The sequence below is a fragment of the Rhizobium centroccidentale genome, from assembly GCF_030182565.1.
Lineage (GTDB): Bacteria > Pseudomonadota > Alphaproteobacteria > Rhizobiales > Rhizobiaceae > Rhizobium.
Map to the genome: position 1 here is coordinate 38,347 of NZ_JAQJCG010000004.1, position 18,893 is coordinate 57,239.

Genomic DNA, 18,893 nt, shown 5'->3' on the forward strand with positions numbered 1-18,893 from the left:
GACGTGATCGAAGAATTTCTCGATCCGATCGGGCTTGAACTTCGGGATTTCGTCGAGCGGATGACGGGAGGCTGGCTGTTCGGCTATGCGGCGGCACTGGGTTCGGCCGGCCACAAGCCGATCATCGTCTGTGCATCGGAGCGAGTGAACGGGATTGAGTGCTATGAGCATCAAGGTACGGGCACGCCGATCTGGGTCGCGCCGGCAAAGCGGCCACGCCAGGGCCATTCCCCTGCCGCCTACAGCCTGCGGCGCTGGTCTGCAACGCCGCTTTCAGCTTTCCGCGAGATCCTTTCCCGCTCCAAATGCGATCTGCTGCTTGCCCAGGAGTATGAATATACGCGCTTCGATGCGCTGGCATGGCTGGCGCGGCGTTTGAACCTTCCTCTCTACGCCACCTTTCAGGGAGGGGATCGCACGCTGTCCTGGATCGAGGCTGCTGCAAGACAGCTTTCGCTGCGCGTCTGTCGCGGCCTGATCGTCGCGTCTTCCGCAGAGCGTGAGCGTCTTGCCAGGGCCTATCCGCGCATTGCTGTCGATATCGCGAATATCCCCAATCCGCTGGATACGCGGGAATGGCAAGCCACGGATCGCAGCGAGGCGCGCGCAAATCTTGGCCTGCCGCAGGATTGCTTCATCGTCCTCAATCACGGGCGCATCGATATCCGCCGCAAGGGGCTCGATGTACTTCTGAACGCGTGGGAGCGCTTCGCCGATGCTTCCACGTGCCGATTGGTGATCATTGGCTCGGGTCAAGACAACGACGCTTTCGCAAAGCTCGTTCGCGAAAGCGAACTGGCGAACGTCCAATGGTTGTCCGGCTACATGACGGATCGCATCTTGATTCGCCGCTGGCTATCCGCCGCGGACGTCTATGTCACAGCTTCGCGTATCGAGGGCATGCCGGTTGCGCCATTGGAGGCCATGGCCTGCGGCCTTCCCGTCATCGCTTCGGATGCACAAGGCCTGCCGGACATTCTCGTCGACGGCGAGGCCTCGGGCGGCCTGATGGTCGCGCAGGAACAGCCGGACGAAATCGCGCGGGCCTTGGCAAGATTGAAAGATGATGGAGCTCTTCGCGCGCGACTGGGTGCCGCCGCCCGACGGCGGGTTACGGAGAAATTTTCGATCGAAGCGGTTGGCGCCGCTCTCGATGAGTTTCTGACAACGGCACGCAAGTAAGGATCACATCCGGCGGCGATACCAGGCGAGCGCGGTCTCGATAATCCTGTTTATGCCGGAATGCCGGGGCACCCATCCAAGCTCGCGCTCGGCTTTATCGGCCGCAGCGACGAGAGCCGGTGGATCGCCGGCTCTGCGGGGACCATAGGCAACGGGAAGGCCGCGTCTGGAAATGCGGCTGACAGCATCGACCAATTCCCTAACGGTCGTCCCATTGCCGGTGCCGAGGTTGTAGACGTGCACCCCCTCATCCCGCAACAGCTTCTCCCCGCCAAGGACATGAGCCTGCGCGAGATCGCTGACGTGGATGTAGTCGCGGATGGCAGTTCCGTCACGCGTGTCGAAATCGGTGCCGTTGATGGTGAAGGTTCGGCCCGATCTGATCGCCGCTTCTATGGCGAGCGGCACGACATGGGTCTCGGGCTCGTGCCGTTCACCGATCTCGCCATCAGGATCGCAGCCGGCCGCATTGAAATATCGCAGCATCACCGCGTTGAGGCCGCGGGCGCGCGCGAAATCCTCCACCATCCGCTCGATCATGAATTTCGACCATCCATAGGGATTGATCGGCCATTGCGGATGGCTCTCGTCAATCGGGGTACGGCTCGGAATGCCATAGGATGCGCAGGTGCTTGAAAAGATCAGCCGGTTGATGCCTGCCTTGAGCATTTCCTCGATGAGAACCAGCGTCCCGAATGTGTTGTTCCGATAGTAGAGCTCTGGAAACTCGACGGATTCGCCGACATAGGCGTAGGCGGCGAAATGGGCGACCACATCCGGGCGGTATTGGCGCAACGTTGCCGCGACCGTCTCGGCGTCGGCAATGTCGCCCTCGACCAGCGGCCCCCACTTCACGGCGTCACGCCAGCCGCGGGAGAGATTGTCGTAGGTGACAACCGACCATCCGGCCTCGGCGAAGGCCTTGCAGCAATGCGATCCGATATAGCCGGCTCCGCCGGTGACAAGGACCGTCCTCATTCGGCGGCGATCGCGTGCGAACGGCCAGATGAAAGCAGTTCCTCAAAATAGGCGATCGTTTTGCCCAGCCCGGCTTTCAGCTGAACCTTCGGCTTCCAGCCGAGTTCGCGCGATGCGACCCCGATATCCGGCTGCCGTTGCCTGGGATCATCGGCCGGCAGGGGGAGGTATTTTATCGCCGAGCGGCTTCCGGTCAGTTCTATCGTGAGATTGGCAAGTTCCAGCATCGTAAACTCCGCCGGATTGCCGAGATTGATCGGGCCTGTCACCTCATCCTTTGTTCCCATCAGGCGAACCAGGCCGTCGATAAGATCGTCGACATAGCAGAACGAGCGCGTTTGCTGACCGCTGCCATAAACCGTTATCGGCTTGTTCTGCAGCGCCTGCACGATGAAGTTGGAGACGACCCGGCCGTCATCGGGGCGCATCCTTGGACCATAGGTGTTGAAGATGCGCGCGACCTTGATCCGTAGCCGGTGCTGACGCCAGTAATCGAAGAACAGGGTCTCGGCGCAGCGCTTGCCTTCGTCGTAACAGGAACGCGGGCCTATCGGGTTCACCCGGCCCCAATACTCCTCCGGTTGGGGATGGATCTCGGGATCGCCATAGACTTCGGACGTCGAGGCCTGGAGGATCTTGGCGCCGACCCGTTTGGCAAGGCCGAGCATATTGATCGCACCGTGGACGCTGGTCTTGGTCGTCTGCACCGGATCGAACTGGTAGTGAACGGGGCTCGCCGGACAGGCGAGATTGTAGATCTCGTCGACCTCCACATAGAGAGGGAAGGTAATGTCGTGGCGGACGATTTCGAAAGATCTGTTATCAAGCAGATGCGAGACGTTGTTTTTCCGTCCCGTAAAAAAATTATCTACGCAGATAACCTCGTGTTTTTCCTGCAAAAGCCGTTCGCATAGGAAGGAGCCGAGAAAACCTGCGCCGCCGGTAACGAGGATTCGCTTTGTTTGCTGCATGACGGTCATCTCGCCGCTGGCGGCGTGATGCTGCCGCCGTTGGAAACTGCGACAGATGCCGGGGCTAGGATGCCGCTTTCAAGGACGCCGTTCATATTCATCGACCTTCTCCGCATGCACTATGACAGCGGCCGGATGTCCCGCCGCCTCCATCGCCAGAAACAACTGGCGCAAAGGTCGGGGCAATCCATGGGAATAGGACCAAAGATTATGTCTTCGGGCCTAGGTCCTGTCATGGATCGGACTTTGGTCTGATGGAGGCTGAAAGTCTTCCGGAGGACATCATGGCGGGCATCGCTTCTTGGCTTCCAATGACCGATTGATCGGCTTTGGATTGGCTGACATAGTGCCGCCGCTATCCGACCATTCTGCGCAAAGACCCATCAATGACCGAATCCGCCGCTCATTCCTTTTCGCCCGTTTCCGCTCGCCCCTTGGCGAAGATCAGCCTGAAATGGGGCATGGTCGAGGAGCCGTCGCTTTCCATCCTGGAGAAATTCCAGCTCCTGCGGGATCTCGGTTATGACGGGGTCGAGCTCGATGCGCCCAATGACCTGCCGCTCGACGAAGTTCTGAATGCCCGCGACAAGACCGGGCTCGCTATCCCCGGCCTCGTCAATGCCGTGCACTGGAAGCGTCCGCTGACGGATCCCGATCCATCGGCGCGCCAGGCCTGTATCGATTCGATGGTCAAGGCTCTGCATGATGCAAAGCTCTATGGCGCGACGACGGTGCTGCTCGTTCCCGGCGTCGTCAATGCGGGCACCAGTTACAAGACCGCTTACGCGAGAGCCGGAGAGGAAATCGTCAGGATCCTGCCCGCTGCGGAAGAGAGCGGTGTATCGATCGCACTCGAAAATGTGTGGAACGACTTTCTTCTGAGCCCGCTTGAGGCGGCTGACTTTATCGATCACTTCAACCATCCCAGGCTCGGCTGGTATTTCGATGTCGGCAATGTGCTCCGCTACGGCCGGCCGACGGATTGGATCGAGGCACTCGGCAAGCGCATCCTGAAGATCGACATCAAGGAATACAGCCTCGAAAAGATGAACAGCGAAGGCCCGTGGAAGGGCTTCGATGTCGAGCTGGGCGAGGGCGACTGCGATTGGGCAGCGGTCAACAAGGCTCTCGCTGATGTCGGTTACTCCGGCTGGGCCTCCATCGAGGTGCCGGGAGGCGACCGTCAGCGCCTAGCCGATTTGAAGAAGCGCGTCGATCGGATCGCCGCGCTCTAATGGCCGGATTGCAAGCGGGCGATGGTCAGCGGCCGGCAGCCGCAAACATCGCCTTCGCATTCTTCAGGCCGGTTTCGCAACCATATTGCGTCGGCTCGTTGCCTTCATATTCCAGCGAGACGAAGCCGTCATAACCTGAGGTGACGATGTCCTCGATGATGGACCTGACAGGCAGGTCGCCATAGCCGAATACCGAGCCGCGGATCGCCTGGCCGCCGGCCGTCTGCAGCCAGTCCGCGCCAGGCGCTATCTGGCGCACATAGAAATCCTTGATGTGGACGAAACTTGCATGAGAAAGGCACGCACGCGTCCCCGTCAGGGGATTCTCATCGACGCAGAGGAAATTGCCGATATCGACGGTCAGCTTAAAGCTCGGCAGATTGACGGCATGAAGAAGCCGCTTGATCCGCTCGCTGGAATTCATGAAGAAACCGTGATCCTCGACGCTGGTGGTCACGCCATAGCGCCCGGCATGCGTGGCAAGCTCATGGGTGGCTTCGGCGATCGCCGGGAACGCGGCTTCGAACTGGCCGGGCTCCGTTGCGCGGAGCGACCAGGGAACGACATCGTGCCGCAGGAAGCGGATGCCGAGCTTGTCGCAAAGCTCGACATAGCGCTTCAGCCGGCCAAGCTGGAATGCGCGTTCGCCGTCATCAATGAAATTGCCGGACATGCAGAGGCCGGAAAGCGGTACGCCGCTTTTCTGAGATGCGCCCTTCAGCCGCTCCAACATCTCCGCGTCATTGGCGAGTTCATACTGCAGGTCCTGTCCTTCGGGCGCGACGGAAAGCGTCGCCAGTTCGACATGATCGCCGCCATGTTTGCCGACCCAAGCAAAGACATCCTCGATCTGCATGCCGCCGCTCTGCATCAACGGACGGAAACTGTATGAACTCAGACCTATCTTCATCGTGCCTCTCCTCGAGCTCTTTCACAAAAACTTTGTTCGGTAACTTAACAATCCCGGTTGACTTCGGCTACGATACATCTTTGTTTGCAATCAAATTGATTTAAGAGTGGGGAATAGCAGGAATGTCTCGTCAGTCCGCCGACGTCGTCATCATCGGAAGTGGCCCGACCGGCTCGGCCTATGCACGGGTCATCAGGAATGAATGGCCGGAAGCGCGTATTCTGATGGTGGAAGCCGGTCCGCAGATTTTGCCGCAAAAGGGTGCACATCTCGACAATATTCCGGATCTCGAGGAACGCGCAGGTTTCGAGGTGCATGCCCAGGGTGGCGACCGCAGCCCGCGCATGCCAATCAACAAGGAAGAGTGGGAGGCCCGCCGCGCTGGCGGCTTCGATCATTCGTTGCTGCGCCGCTCGGGCCTTTTCATCGCCAACGACGCCGATGCCCAGGATGAGAACCTCTTCGCCGGCTTCTCGGCGGCCAATGTCGGCGGCATGGGCACCAAATGGTCGACCGGCACGCCGGTGCCATCGGAGATCGAATTGGTGCCCTTCATCTCCACCGATGAGATGCAGAGGGCTTTGGCCGTGTCGGCAGGATTGCTCGGTACCAACAAGGACCCACGCGCCGGCGATGCCGCAGCGGTCGCGATGCGCGAGCGCCTGGGCGAGGTCTTCAATCCCGGTCGCTCACCCGATCGCTTCGTCCAGCCGATGCCGCTCGCGGCAACGCCCGGTCCTGACGGCCTGCGCTATCACGGCACTGACGTCGTTCTTGGCGACCTTGTCGACGAGCCCGAGGAGAGCTTTCATATTCTCTCTGAAACCGCCTGCCGCCGCGTGATCCACGAAAATGGTCATGTCACGGGGGTCGAGCTCGCGCGAGCCGGCTCGAAGGAAACCTTTATTGTCAAGGCCGGCACGGTCGTCGTTGCGTGCGACTCGCTGCATTCCCCTCAGCTGCTCTACGCCTCTGGCATCCGCCCTGAAGCGCTCGGCCGCTACATCAACGACCATTATATCGTCTCGCAGATCACCGAAATGCAGACCGATGTGCCCATGACCGCGATGAGCTGGATTCCGGCTACCAAGGAGTTCCCCTACTCGGTCACCATCGCTCCGGCCAGCCTGCACTCGATGCCGCATGCCAGCGACATGAGCGGCCAGCCGATTGGCATGGGCGTTTTCGTGCCCTCCGATATCAGCGCCGACAACCGTGTCACCTTCGATGACGATCGCCGTGACTGGCTCGGGCTGCCAGCTATTTCCATCCATTGGCGTCAGTCGGAGGGCGACAAGGCGCGCCTCGAAGAGGCCAAGGGCCATGCCCAGCGGATTTCCGCCATTATCGGTCGCCCGGCGCCCGGTTTTGCTACCTTCGTGCAGCCGGTCGGCTCGTCGTTGCATTATCAGGGCACGATCCGTATGGGCGAGCGCAACGATGGTACCAGCATTTGCGACAGGAACTCCAAGGTCTGGGGCTTCGACAACCTCTATGTTGCCGGCAATGGGGTCATTCCCACGAAGACCGCCACAAACCCGACCCTGTTCAGCGTCGCTCTCGCCAGTATCGGCGCCAGCCAAATCGCTGCCGCTCGCCGTATCGCCTGATCGAGAGACCGGCTGATTATTGGTCATAGGACCGGATCGATGCGCGCCCTTATCGTCACCTAAGGGCGCTACCGTCGTCCGCAACCGATCGGTCAGTAAACCAATCGAGCTCTTATCGTTCCCGGGATCTGCCGGAGCGTGTCGAGTATTTCATTCGCTGTTTGGCCAACGCCTTCGACTTCAATGACCACGTAGCCCGTGTCGCCGTGGGTTTGCAGGAACTCGCCGACGATATTCAACCCGCGCGACGAAAAGATCGTATTCAGGCTGTTCAGGATCCCCGGGCGATTTTCGTGAACATGGATGAAACGCGTGCCGTTTGGACGCGGCGGCAATTGAACCTGCGGGAAATTGACCGCGCCCAACGTCGAGCCGATATCGGAATATTCCACAAGCTTCCGGGAAACTTCTCTTCCGATCCGCTCCTGGGCTTCCTCTGTCGATCCGCCGATATGCGGCGTCAGGATCACATTATCCAGCCCTTGCAACGGCGTTTCGAAGCGTTCCTTGTTCGATGCCGGCTCCTTGGGGAACACGTCGACTGCTGCGCCTGCGAGATGCCCTTCTTTCAAAACCTTCGCGAGGGCGTCCAAATCGACCACGGTGCCGCGGGAATTGTTGATGAAAAAGGCACCCTTCTTCATCCTGCGCAGCTCGGCTTCGGTGATCATGTTCTGGGTTGAGCTGGTTTCGGGAACATGCATCGTCACGAAATCCGAGATTTCGAGCAGCTCGCCGAGCGAAGCCATGGATTCCGAATTGCCGTGGCGAAGCCTGTCCGTCGGATCGAAATAGCGAACGTTCATGCCCATGCTTTCCGCAAGAACGCTCAGCTGCGAGCCGATATTGCCGTAGCCGACGATACCGAGCGTTTTCCCACGCATCTCGCGGCTGCCTTCGGCGGATTTGTCCCATCCGCCGGCATGAGCGGAAGCCGAACGTGGAAGGATCCGCCTGGTCAGCATGATGATTTCACCGATGACGAGTTCGGCGACCGAGCGCGTATTCGAATAGGGGGCGTTGAATACCGGGATCCCGCGCCGACGAGCCGCATCCAGATCGACTTGATTCGTCCCTACGGAAAAGCAGCCGACCGCCATGAGCTTCTTGGCGGAGCTGAAAATCTCTTCTGTCAGCTGCGTGCGTGAACGAATGCCGATGATGTGTGCTTCGGCGATGTGGCTCTTGAGATCCTTGTCATCGAGAGCTTTCGGCAAATGCGTGAGATTGACGTAGCCCGATGAGGTAAAATAGTCCACCGCGCTCTGACTGATCCCTTCCAGCAGAAGGACTGAAATCCGATCACGGGGAAGAGAAAGTTGTCCGCTCATTGAATTACCTTCGATAGTCGAATTCGATTAGGCCGACGCCGATCGCCGCCACGAGCACATGACTTAGACCATCCAAGGGACAGCGCAAGAACAAACTCAATTCGTTCGGCGGGAGGAGCTTTGTTCCAGCAGTTCAGTTCGTCCTCGCACTATGCGATCGCCAAATCATATCATCGACGGCTGGCAACGGTTCAATGCAATCGGGCGAGCCGTTCGCATAGAAACTGGGGGATATCAGCCGATTTCCAGCTGCCGCAGAGGTCGACGGTAAGACAACCCGAAGATATCCTTCATGACAGCCCCTTCAGATGCACTTGCCGCCATCGACATTGAGATCGACGCCGGTGATCATGCTCGCTTCGTCCGAGCAGAGGAACGCGGCGGCGTTGCCCATGTCCGCGGGTGTCGAAAGCCGTCCGATCGGAATGGTGGCGACGATCCGCGCGCGGCTTTCGTCGCTGTCGGAGCCAATGAAGGTCGAGAGCAATGGCGTATCGCCGGCGACGGGATTGATGGCGTTGACGCGAATTCCGAAGGGAGCAAGCTCTACGGCCATAGCGCGGGTGGCGGCGATGCCCCATCCTTTCGAGGCATTGTACCAGGTGAGATTGGGGCGAGGGGAGACGCCACCGGTGGAGGCAATGTTCAAAATGGCGCCGTGCCGCTCAGCCTTGAAATGCGGCAGCACCGCCCGCGCACCATTGTAGATCGAACGGATGTTGACATTGAAGATGCGCTCGAAAAGGTCTTCATCCATATCTTCCATCGGCATCGGCGGCTGTCCGACACCGGCATTGTTGACGAGGATGTGCAGGCCGCCGAACCGCGCCAGCGCGAGATCCCTTGCGGCAGCGAGGCTGTCGAGCGTGGCGACATCGCCCGCAATCGGCGCGACCGACCCTTCGTGCTGCGCCGCCACCCGCTCTGCAGCTGCAAGGTCCCGATCGACGAGCACGACCCGCGCGCCTTCCTCGACGAATTTCCGGACGATCCCTTCGCCGAAACCCGACCCGCCACCCGTGACGATCGCCACTTTTCCCACAAGACGCATATCAAGCTCCTCCATTTGCTCCAGCATCGGATAAGTCGGAGCGATTTCACAGTCCGATTATCTGAACGCCTTTTTAGCTTTCTTTATTTGTATTGTGGCCGTCTGATAGTGAATATCGACGACAGAATGAAGCTGGGAGGCCGCGCCATGACATTGACTTTCGACGCCAAGCAAATGGCGGCCGAGCTTTACGACGGCGGCTTTCGGCCAATGTTCATCGGCGGCCAATGGGTTGCCGCCCAATCCGGCGAAGTCAGCGAAACCTACAATCCGGCGACCGGGGCAGTCCTGGCAACGGTTCCGTTGGCTGCACCCGCCGATGTCGACCGCGCCGTTGCCGCGGCGCGACGGGCTCTGGAGGGGTCGTGGTCCAGGTTCTCGCCCTATGAGCGCCAGACGCTGCTCCTGAAAATCGCCGATCTGTTCGAGAAAAACTGGGAGCGCCTTTCGGTTTCCGACACGCTGAACATGGGCATGCCGATCACGCGCACGCTCGCCAACAAGCGGCGGGTGATCGGCATGCTGCGGTTTTACGCCGGCATGGCGACAGCCCTTCATGGCGAGGTGATCGACAACTCCATACCCGGCGAGATCGTGACTTTCACCCGCCGGGAGCCGATCGGGGTCGTCGGTGCGATCATTCCCTGGAACGCGCCCACCGCCGCATCGATCTGGAAGATCGCCCCAGCGCTGGCGACAGGCTGCACGGTGGTATTGAAACCCTCTGAGGATGCGCCGCTTACTCCCCTGCTGATCGCCAAACTCATGCAAGAGGCCGGCGTGCCGGACGGCGTGGTCAATATCGTCACCGGCCGGGGATCGGTCGCCGGCACCCGGCTGGCCGAACATCCCGATGTCAACAAGATCGTCTTCACCGGGTCCACCGCCACCGGGCAATCGATCGCCCGCGCCGCAGTCGGCAACTTGAAACGGGTCTCGCTGGAACTCGGCGGCAAGTCGCCGGTGATTGTCTGCCGTGATGCCGACATAGACCGAGCCGTGCCCGTCGCCGCCATGGCGGTCTTTGCGCATTCGGGGCAGATCTGCATCGCCGGTTCGCGCTTGTTCGTGGCGCGCGAGATCCACGAAGAATTCGTCGCCAAGGTCGGCGAATTTGCCCGCTCGCTGCGGATCGGTCACGGGATCGAAGCCGATACCGATATCGGACCGCTGATTTCCGCCCGCCAGGCGCAGGTCGTCGAGAGCTTCATCGCATCCGGGCAGAGCGAAGGCGCCGCCCTGGTCGCGGGCGGCACGCGCCTTTCGGGCGCGCTCTACGACAAGGGAAACTTCATCGCCCCGACTGTATTCGGTAACGTCAAGGACGAGATGAGGATCGCCCGCGAGGAGATCTTCGGGCCAGTCATTTCGGCGATGCCCTTCGACACGATCGAGGAAGCCGTCGAGCGCGCCAATGCATCGCCCTATGGACTTGCGGCTGGCATCTTCACCCAGAATCTTGGAATGGCGCACAAGCTGGTGCGCCGCATCAAGGCGGGATCGGTCTGGGTGAACATGTATCATGCGCTCGACCCGGCCGTGCCCTTCGGCGGCATGAAGATGTCGGGCTACGGTCGCGAAGGCGGCATAGAGCATCTTCACGAATATCTCGAAACCAAGGCCGTTTGGATACAGACGGACTAGTATTTAGGCTTCACCGCGCAGATTGGTGCGAATGAGGGCGATAAGCTGCTCGGCATAGCGCTGCTGCACATAGCCACGGCTTGTGATGATGCCGACAGCCCGGCGGGCGTTGGGATTGTCGAGCGGCACGACGCGGACGCGGCTGTCGACATTCCGCCCGAGCGCGATGCCCGGCACGATCGACACGCCAAGTCCGGACGAGGCGAGCGCCAACGCGGTCTGGGCGCTCTCGACCTCGTATTGGACATTGAGTTCGATGCCTTCCTCGCGCATCAGCCGATCGACGAGGCCGCGAACAGCGGTCTTGCGATTGAGCATGATCAACGGGAACTGGGCGATGGCGTCCAGCCTGATCGTTTTTTCACCGGTGTATAGCTCTTCGGGAATGCAGGCGACCAGCGGATCGTCGATGATCGATTCGAAATGGAAGTCGTTGAGGTTGGGCACCTCCGGGCCGATATAGAACTCCACCTCCTGCTGCTGCAGCATGACGAGTGCTGCCTGCGGCGGCGTTTCCTGCACCTCGACTATGCTGCGCGGATAGCGCAGCTTGAAGGTCGACAGGATGTCGCCGAGCCGGCTGGTGGCAAGCGTCGGAGCGCAGGCGATCTGTATCTTTCCTTTACGGCGCGCGGCCAGTTCCGTCAGCTTGTCGAGGCTTGCCTGCACATCGGCCATGGCCCGCCCGATCTCCTCGAACAGCGCCTGGCCTTCGTTGGTGAGATTGACCCGCTGCGGCGTGCGCGTGAAGAGGCTGATGCCGATCTGCTCCTCAAGGTCCTTGATCTGCATGCTCACCGCCGAGGGTGACCGGTTGCTTTCTTCCGCGGCCTTGCGAAAGCTTCCGGATTCCGCTGCAAGAAGAAAGGTTTGCAGCAATTTCAGATTGATATTCGGCATGATTGTTATGGTCTCACTTGCGCCGATCGATACCGATCGACCCCTCCGAGCCCGAGCATATTCCGCCATGTGATCATGACAAGATCGGCTGCAGAAAAAAGCCGCTTGCAATGGCGATGCAAGCGGCCTGGAGGTCAATTTGGGAGGGATCAATGAACGGCTGCAAACATGATTTTCTCTTCGAACGCATCTGAGGCCATCATCTCTTCGACAACACGGCCGCGTTTGACCACGAGAATACGATCGGACACGGCCATGATTTCCGGCAGGTAGGAGGAAATGACGACGACGCCCACTGCCTGCCGGCGATCCTTGTCTTGATACTCCTGATTTTCTGGCGCGACGCGATCGATGTTGTCCTGGTTCTCGTCTTTATCGGCCTTTGCGGCGTAACGAAGATGACGCCTCCGGAGTGACGCAAGAAGTACCGGATCGCGATCGAGCACGGGCCAGAACGTGTTTGAGGTCGAGTTTTCGGGCGTCTCGTTCATGTTGGCGGCATGAACACGAACACCGAACAAAATCGCAAACTCGCCGAAACGCTCAGGTCATTGTCGCTTGAGCCTTCATTCCAAACAGTGGCGTCGCCGGTCAAGAGGAATCGGCGGCTTGCCTTATCGAGTGTCCTGCTTGCGCTTGGCGTCAGTGCGATCGCTGTCGCGTTCTTCTGGCCGGATATTTCGCCTCGCTTCAAAGCGGTACTGGAATCGCAGCCGGAAATCATGACACCGCCCGGCATGGCGCAAACCGGCGACGACCCAAAGGCGGCATCCAGTCAGGCGGCCTCCGGTAGCGGTTCGCCCATCCCTTCCGCCAATTCGCTGAGATCGGCATCCGCGCCGGAGATAACCGGGTCCGGCTTCGTCGTCGCACCGCGCATCGTGACAGTCTTTTCCAAATATGAGGGAGAGATCGCATCGATTGACGTGCATATCGGCGATCTTGTCGAAGCCGGGCAGGTTATCGTCAGGATCGATGACATCAGCGCCAACTTCTCACTCGAGCAGGCCAAGGCCGACAACGATGCCGCCAAGCTTGTCCTTGAGGGAAAGATCCTGGCGCTCAAGCAGGCCGACAGCTCGCTGCAGCGCAATGCGGCGCTCTCTGCAAAGAGCGCTGTTTCCATCCAGACCGTCGAGGAGGCCCAGACCGCCAGAGACACGGCGTCGAATGCGGTCGACCAGGCGCGCCAAAGCTATGCCAGGGCGCAACTCGGTGTGAAGATCGCGCAGGAACATGTCGATGCATTGACCGTCAGAGCCCCGATCTCGGGTACGGTGACGCGGCTCGACGCGCATGTCGGCGGCCGCGTGCTGGCCCGAATGGACAGTATCAACGAAAATGAAAGTCTGCTGACGATCACGGATACCAAGAGCCTGGTGATCGATGCTGACGTCGCCGAAACCAATATCGGCGAACTTCGACCAGGCCTTCAAGGCGAGGCCGTCCTCGACGGCTTTCCGGATAAGCCTTTCGCGATCGAGATCCTGCAGCTGTGGCCCGTCACTTCGGCGGAAAAAGGCACGATCACCCTGCGTCTGGCGCTCCTTGATCCACCAGACGGTACCATGCCCAACATGGCCGCCCGCATCCGCATTTCGACCATTCCAGCACAACAGCCAGGAGACACTCCTCGATGACCGCCTCAACAAGCAAAGAGCCGTATATCATGCTCAACAATGTCAAGAAGGGATACAAGATAGGCACCGAGACCGTACCGATCTTCTCCAATCTCGACCTGCAGATCACCCGTGGCGAGTTCGTCGCGATCATGGGGCCTTCCGGATCCGGAAAATCGACGCTGCTCAACATGCTATCGGGCATAGACAAGCCGGATCAAGGCCGCCTGCGCATTGGAGTCAGCAACCTTGACCAGATGGGCGAGGCAGCCCGCTCCTCCTGGCGGGCCCACAATATGGGCATCGTCTTCCAGTTCTATAATCTCCTGCCGATGCTGAACGCGGCCGAGAATATCGAACTGCCGCTTCTGCTGAAGCCGCTTTCGTCGAGGGAGCGCCGGGTCCGCGTCGACAAGGTTCTGGATCTGGTGGGGCTTTCGGGCCGCCAGAAGCAGTATCCGAAGCTGATGTCGGGCGGCCAGCAGCAGCGCGTCGGCATCGCGCGGGCGATCGTCGCAGACCCGGCATTGCTGCTCTGCGACGAGCCCACGGGCGATCTTGACCGGCGGTCGGCCGACGAGGTGCTGGAAATGCTGCGCTTCCTGAATCAGGAACTCGGCAAGACCATCATCATGGTGACCCACGACCCGCAAGCCGCAAGCTATGCCAGTCGAACGCTTCATCTCGACAAGGGCAGGTTCCTCGAAGAGCGGAGGGCGGACGCATGACGTTCCTCGATCTCGTGCGAAAAAGTGTATGGCGAAAACCGCTGCGCACAATATTGCTGATGATAAGCGTCGCCACGGCCTTTCTCATCTACGGTCTGACGGCGAGCTTCATCGACGGTAGCCAGGGTTCGTCAGCGGCCAGCGAGGATATTCTCGGGGTCATGAGTGCGGTCGGCCGCGCCCAGCCGCTGCCGATTTCCTATCTGAACCGGATAGACACCGAACCAGGTGTGGCCGCCGTCGGCTACATGTCGCGCCTGCGCGGCTTTGCGACGGTCGAAAAGAACATCATTTCCGTGAGTGCCGCCGATCCTGCACGGCTCTTCAGCTCGAACGGCAAGGAGCTCGGGCTGACGCCGGATTTGATCAGCGCGCTTGCCAGGGACCGCAGCACCGTCCTCGCCGGCCGGGCGCTTGCCGAGGCGCAGGGCTGGACCGTCGGCCAGAAGATCACTGTCACCAGCTTCGATACCGCACGGCAGGATGGCAGTCGCGACTGGTCCTTTGAAATCGCCGGCATCTTCGACGGCGAAAACGCCTCCACCGACACCTATTTCGTCATCGCCCAATATGACTATGTCAATGCGCTCAGAGCCCGCAACAAGGACACGGTCGACGCCTTCATCCTCCGGCCGCAGCCAGGTGTCCAAACAGGGCAGCTTGCTTCAAGGATCGATCAGCTATTCGCCAATTCGACGGCGCCGACGCAGACCAGATCGGAAAAGCAATTCCTGGAGGCCTTCCTGCGCCAGTATGCCGACATCGGATTGATCGTGAACATGGTGGTCGGCGCGGCATTCGGCACGCTGCTTATGATCGTCGGCAACACCATGATCTTTGCCGTTCGCGAGCGCACCTTCGAAATCGGCGTGCTAAAGACCTTGGGTTTTTCAGGTTCATGGATCATGGCGCTGATCCTTGGTGAGACATTCTTCATTTTCGTGGTCGGCGGCACCATCGGCCTGATGCTTGCATTGCTTGCAACGGTCATCACGGGACCTGCGATCGGCCTCGTCTTTTCCAATGCGATTTTTGCAAGAGCCCTGGCGATGGTCACCCTGTTGGCGCTTGCAACCGGTGCGCTTCCTGCACTGAACGCGCTCAGGATCCCAATAATCTCCGCATTCAAAACGAGGTAGAGCCATGCCCTCCAATGCCAAGCAAGCATTCGTCATGATCAGGGCAAATCTGTTCAGCCTGCCGCGACGCATCTCCATTTCCGCCTCCATGGTTCTTTCCGTGGCGCTCGTCGTCAGCGTTCTTACAGGCTTTCTGGCCATGGCAAGGGGTTTTGAGACGGCTCTGCAAAGTGCCGGCTCCAATTCCGTTGCCGTCGTTCTGGGTGGCGGCACCAACCAGGAGACCGGCTCGGATGTTCCGGCCTCCGTCATTCGCACGCTGAGCGCAATGACCGACGATATCGGTGTGACGCGAGACGCCAACGGCATGCTGATTTTCTCGCGCGAGATCGTCGTTGCCGTCGATGCCAAATCGAAAGGGTCGGAAGAGGGCCGGACCTTGGCTCTCCGTGGCATGGATCAATCCGGTCCCTCTATCCGTGATCATATTGCCTTGTCGGCCGGCCGTCCATTCGCACCCGGTTCGCGCGAGATCGTCGTCGGGGGGCGCCTGGCGCACCAGTTCGGGATATCGATCGGCAGCATCGTGCGGCTCGGCACGGTCGACTGGACGGTGGTCGGCCTGTTCTCGGCGCGAGGCAGCGCCTTCGAGTCCGAAATCTGGGCTGACCTCGACGCGGTTCGATCGGCCTTCGACCGGCAGGGGCAGGTCCAGAACCTGCGTTTGCGTCTTGCCAATCCCGCTTCCTTGCCGCGGCTGCAAGCCAAGCTCGACACAATCAGGACGACCCCGTTGCGTGCCGTCGTCGAAGCCGACCTTTATGCGGCGCAATCCGCCCACACCGCCAGTCTTATTCGGCTGTTCGGCTGGCCGCTTGCGCTGTTGATGGCCGTTGGCGCGACCGCCGGTGCGCTCAACACCATGATGAACTCCGTATCGGACCGTACTGTCGAGATCGCCACGGTCCGCGCACTCGGCTTTAGCCGGATATCCGCGTTTCTCGGCACATGGGCGGAGGCGATCGTGCTTGCCGCCCTTGGCGTGGCATTCGGACTGCTGGCATCCTGGCTGGTCTTCAATGGCTGGCAAGCGAGCACGGTTGGGGCCAATGGCGCGCGCATGGCGTTCCAGCTCTCAGTAACCGGCGACGTCATGGCGATAGCGGGTCTGCTCGGACTTGCGATCGGCATTCTGGGCGGCGCCTTGCCGGCGATCGTCGCCAGCCGGCTTCCCTTGACGGTGGCGCTTCGGTCGAACGGATAATTTCTCAAGTGTGACAGTCGCCGCCGGTTCCCTTTCGTTCAAGAGCGCGCCATCTGCGGCACGTGTCGGCGATGCTTGCGGTTCAGCTATTTAATGAGCCTGCTTGCCGTGCGGCAGTGCAACACCATTCGGCAGCGTCTTTTTCGTTCAGCGGCCGCGAATAGAGGTAGCCTTGCACCAGCGTACCTCCCAACCCGCGAAGGGCGATAAGTTCTTCGGGTGTTTCGACGCCTTCAACCACGCATTCCAGCTCCATGTCCCGGCTGAGAGTGAGAAGGGATTTCACTATTTTGTAGCTGGCGGGTCTTTTGTGCAAATCTGTGACGAAGCTGCGGTCGATCTTGATCTTGGTCAAAGGAAGAGCATGCAGCCGCGTCAGGCTGGAATAACCGGTGCCGAAGTCGTCGAGTGAAATACCGCAACCGAGATGCCGCAGCATTTCGACCGACGATTTGATCTGCTCGAAATCGTGCGTAAAGGCCGTTTCGGTAATTTCAAGATCAAGCCGCTTTGCGTCAAAGCGGCTGCTTTCGATGATTCCGATCAACGACAGCACCCCTTCGCTTGAATTCAGGTCGTAGGCCGACAGGTTGAACGAAAGGCGCAAAGGTTCTTCCCATTCGGATGCGAAGGCAAGTGCCTTTTTCAGTAGCGGCCGTGTCAGTGAACTGACGATGCCAGCCCGTTCGGCAATCGGGAAGAATTGCGCGGGCGAGACATGTCCAAGAACCGGGCTGTGCCAGCGGGCCAGGGCCTCGAAGCCAACCGTCCGGTCATTTCCCAAGCTCACAATCGGTTGAAACATGACCGAGAGCTCATCTTCCAAATTGGCTTGCCTGAGCAAGTGCTCGATGCGTGCTTCTATATTGATCTGCTTTTCGTGCTCGGCGTCAAATAAAACTGCACCCCCACGATGGCTTCTCTTGGCATGGTAAAGGGCATAATCAGCCCTGTCGAAAAGCTGCTCCAGAGTGGAAGCGAGGTTTGGGAAGACTGCTATTCCCATCGATGCGGATACGTGCACGGTTCCTTCCGGCAGGTGATAAGGCGCTCCGAGCCATTCGGAAATCGCATTCGCGTTTTTGACAAGCTGAGCATCTTCAGGCGCGACCGGGGCGACGATTGCAAACTCGTCACCACCCAATCGAAACGCCCGACTGGCTTTCAAGCTGGTCGTAAGGCGTCTGCTGACATCGATCAGCAGCCTATCTCCCACCGAGTGTCCGTAAAGATCGTTGACCGGCTTAAAGCCATCAAGATCGATGACGCCCAGGGCTAGCCGCGTGTTTTCGGTCTTGGCTCTTTCGAACTCGGCTTCCAGATGTGTAAAGAACGCGCGACGATTGGGTAATTCCGTCAGGCTGTCGACATTGGCAAGCAAGAGGTTCTCATTGCTAAGCGCTTCCGTGCGTTGCTGCGAGATAACCATGCGCTCGAAATTGCGGTAGTTTGTCAGGAGAATCGACATCATGCCCGCACACACCAGTGCCACATTGATAGCTATCGCAATAAAGGTCGGTTGCCTGGAGGCCACGAAAAATAAAACGAATGCTCCATTGACGATCACGGTGACTATGAATGCCGCCGAGCGAACATACATCAGGCAGAAAATGCAGGAAATGACCGTAATCGCCATATAGAAGGCGACATGAGACTGAGCGTATGCATCGCCATAGGGCACCAGCAAAAATGACCAAACAGTGAATGCGGTGGCAATCCCGATAGCCAGGCGATTGGTGCGGACAAGCGCTGCATAAGCCACCTCGGGCTGCGGGTCGACATTGCGTGTCCTCCACCAGAAGGTGATCCTCAGCATGCAGCCGAGCGTGAAAAAAGCAGGAATGCCAACGGTGAGCCAAGTCGGTGCCGATTGCATATGGGTGATAGAAAGCGCCCATGTACTCGAAATCAGGATTAAATACATCATCGGCATCTGCCGTGTGAAAGCGCGGTACTGAGCTTTCAACAAATCCGGATTATCGGACCGAATGGACATAAAATGCTGAAATTTCTGTTTGGCTTTTAGTATTTCCATAGCGCGGCTCATAGAGTAACGGCGCTATTCATGGCATAGATGTTGTTACATTATTTGAAATGCAAACGGTTAATCAAAAAACAATTGCCTCAACCATCGGATGCATCCCTTATTATCTTAATTTGGGGCAAGTATTTTCTTGTAAAGGCTGTATATTCTGTCACATGCACCAAATTTGATATATAAAGTGTACCTCAGTAGTCGGATCGATCTCCAACGTTGCAGCAGTGGTCAATTATGCGAGCATGGCGGTAAGATTGCCTTGAAGAAAATTGCAGACCATAGTCATTAGACGAGCATTCGGCGCCGATCGTCGGAGTCCATCGAACCCATGGTGCGGCGAAGTGGAGCTTCAG

Annotated in this window: 16 protein-coding genes; 8 read left to right on the forward strand and 8 right to left on the reverse strand. The window is 59.2% G+C overall.

The annotated features are described in order from the left end of the window. The first annotated feature begins 3 nt into the window (after positions 1 to 3). Entirely contained in the window at positions 4 to 1,182 is a 1,179-nt protein-coding gene (locus PH562_RS06945) for a glycosyltransferase family 4 protein (protein ID WP_285172242.1), read from the forward strand. 3 nt (positions 1,183 to 1,185) lie between these two features. Here PH562_RS06945 and galE read toward each other — a convergent pair whose 3' ends face one another. Together galE and PH562_RS06955 are read right to left on the reverse strand one after the other, a co-directional pair. Continuing rightward, a complete protein-coding gene (galE, locus tag PH562_RS06950; RefSeq protein WP_285172244.1) occupies positions 1,186 to 2,160 on the reverse strand; it encodes a UDP-glucose 4-epimerase GalE in 975 nt (324 codons plus the stop codon). Continuing rightward, complete coding sequence (locus tag PH562_RS06955) at positions 2,157 to 3,131, reverse strand: UDP-glucuronic acid decarboxylase family protein (protein WP_285172246.1); 975 nt, start codon at positions 3,129 to 3,131, stop codon at positions 2,157 to 2,159. Before PH562_RS06955 ends, galE begins: the two co-directional genes overlap by 4 nt. 386 nt (positions 3,132 to 3,517) lie before the next feature. Between PH562_RS06955 and PH562_RS06960 the strand changes: the two genes are divergently transcribed. After that, entirely contained in the window at positions 3,518 to 4,366 is an 849-nt protein-coding gene (locus tag PH562_RS06960) for a sugar phosphate isomerase/epimerase family protein (protein ID WP_285172248.1), read from the forward strand. A gap of 25 nt (positions 4,367 to 4,391) precedes the next feature. Here PH562_RS06960 and PH562_RS06965 read toward each other — a convergent pair whose 3' ends face one another. After that, positions 4,392 to 5,276 carry a sugar phosphate isomerase/epimerase family protein gene (locus tag PH562_RS06965; RefSeq protein ID WP_285172250.1) on the reverse strand — a complete coding sequence of 295 codons (885 nt, stop codon included), beginning with the start codon at positions 5,274 to 5,276 and terminating at the stop codon, positions 4,392 to 4,394. Positions 5,277 to 5,398: 122 nt separating this feature from the next. On the opposite strand from PH562_RS06965, the gene PH562_RS06970 reads away from it, so the two are divergent. Then, the gene (locus PH562_RS06970; RefSeq protein ID WP_285172253.1) at positions 5,399 to 6,886 is read left to right on the forward strand and encodes a GMC oxidoreductase; all 1,488 of its coding nucleotides are present in this window, start codon (positions 5,399 to 5,401) and stop codon (positions 6,884 to 6,886) included. A 92-nt stretch (positions 6,887 to 6,978) separates the two neighbouring features. On the opposite strand, the gene serA is transcribed toward PH562_RS06970, so the two are convergent. Beyond that, a complete protein-coding gene (gene serA / locus PH562_RS06975) occupies positions 6,979 to 8,217 on the reverse strand; it encodes a phosphoglycerate dehydrogenase (RefSeq protein ID WP_285172254.1) in 1,239 nt (412 codons plus the stop codon). 304 nt (positions 8,218 to 8,521) lie between these two features. After that, on the reverse strand, positions 8,522 to 9,268 hold the full coding sequence (locus PH562_RS06980; protein WP_285172257.1) for a glucose 1-dehydrogenase: 747 nt from the start codon (positions 9,266 to 9,268) through the stop codon (positions 8,522 to 8,524). Between the two features lie 147 nt (positions 9,269 to 9,415). Between PH562_RS06980 and PH562_RS06985 the strand changes: the two genes are divergently transcribed. Further along, positions 9,416 to 10,912: an aldehyde dehydrogenase family protein gene (locus tag PH562_RS06985; protein WP_285172259.1), complete on the forward strand. Its 1,497-nt coding sequence runs from the start codon at positions 9,416 to 9,418 to the stop codon at positions 10,910 to 10,912. A gap of 3 nt (positions 10,913 to 10,915) precedes the next feature. On the opposite strand, the gene PH562_RS06990 is transcribed toward PH562_RS06985, so the two are convergent. Together PH562_RS06990 and PH562_RS06995 are read right to left on the reverse strand one after the other, a co-directional pair. Further along, complete coding sequence (locus PH562_RS06990; RefSeq protein ID WP_285172261.1) at positions 10,916 to 11,812, reverse strand: LysR family transcriptional regulator; 897 nt, start codon at positions 11,810 to 11,812, stop codon at positions 10,916 to 10,918. A gap of 149 nt (positions 11,813 to 11,961) precedes the next feature. Then, positions 11,962 to 12,303, reverse strand: a complete 342-nt coding sequence (locus PH562_RS06995) for a hypothetical protein (protein WP_285172652.1) — start codon at positions 12,301 to 12,303, stop codon at positions 11,962 to 11,964. A gap of 9 nt (positions 12,304 to 12,312) precedes the next feature. Here PH562_RS06995 and PH562_RS07000 point away from each other — a divergent pair, with 9 nt between their 5' ends. From PH562_RS07000 to PH562_RS07015, 4 genes are read left to right on the forward strand one after another with little or no spacing between them, the layout of a single operon-like run. Further along, positions 12,313 to 13,452, forward strand: a complete 1,140-nt coding sequence (locus PH562_RS07000) for an efflux RND transporter periplasmic adaptor subunit (RefSeq protein WP_285172263.1) — start codon at positions 12,313 to 12,315, stop codon at positions 13,450 to 13,452. Then, positions 13,449 to 14,159, forward strand: coding sequence for an ABC transporter ATP-binding protein (locus PH562_RS07005; RefSeq protein WP_285172266.1), 711 nt, complete (start codon positions 13,449 to 13,451; stop codon positions 14,157 to 14,159). The genes PH562_RS07000 and PH562_RS07005 overlap by 4 nt, the downstream gene beginning before the upstream one ends. Then, complete coding sequence (locus tag PH562_RS07010) at positions 14,156 to 15,298, forward strand: ABC transporter permease (RefSeq protein ID WP_285172273.1); 1,143 nt, start codon at positions 14,156 to 14,158, stop codon at positions 15,296 to 15,298. Before PH562_RS07005 ends, PH562_RS07010 begins: the two co-directional genes overlap by 4 nt. A 4-nt stretch (positions 15,299 to 15,302) precedes the next feature. Then, complete coding sequence (locus PH562_RS07015) at positions 15,303 to 16,502, forward strand: ABC transporter permease (protein ID WP_285172282.1); 1,200 nt, start codon at positions 15,303 to 15,305, stop codon at positions 16,500 to 16,502. Positions 16,503 to 16,584: 82 nt separating this feature from the next. Here PH562_RS07015 and PH562_RS07020 read toward each other — a convergent pair whose 3' ends face one another. Beyond that, positions 16,585 to 18,537, reverse strand: a complete 1,953-nt coding sequence (locus PH562_RS07020; protein WP_162738084.1) for a putative bifunctional diguanylate cyclase/phosphodiesterase — start codon at positions 18,535 to 18,537, stop codon at positions 16,585 to 16,587. Between the last annotated feature and the right edge of the window lie 356 nt (positions 18,538 to 18,893).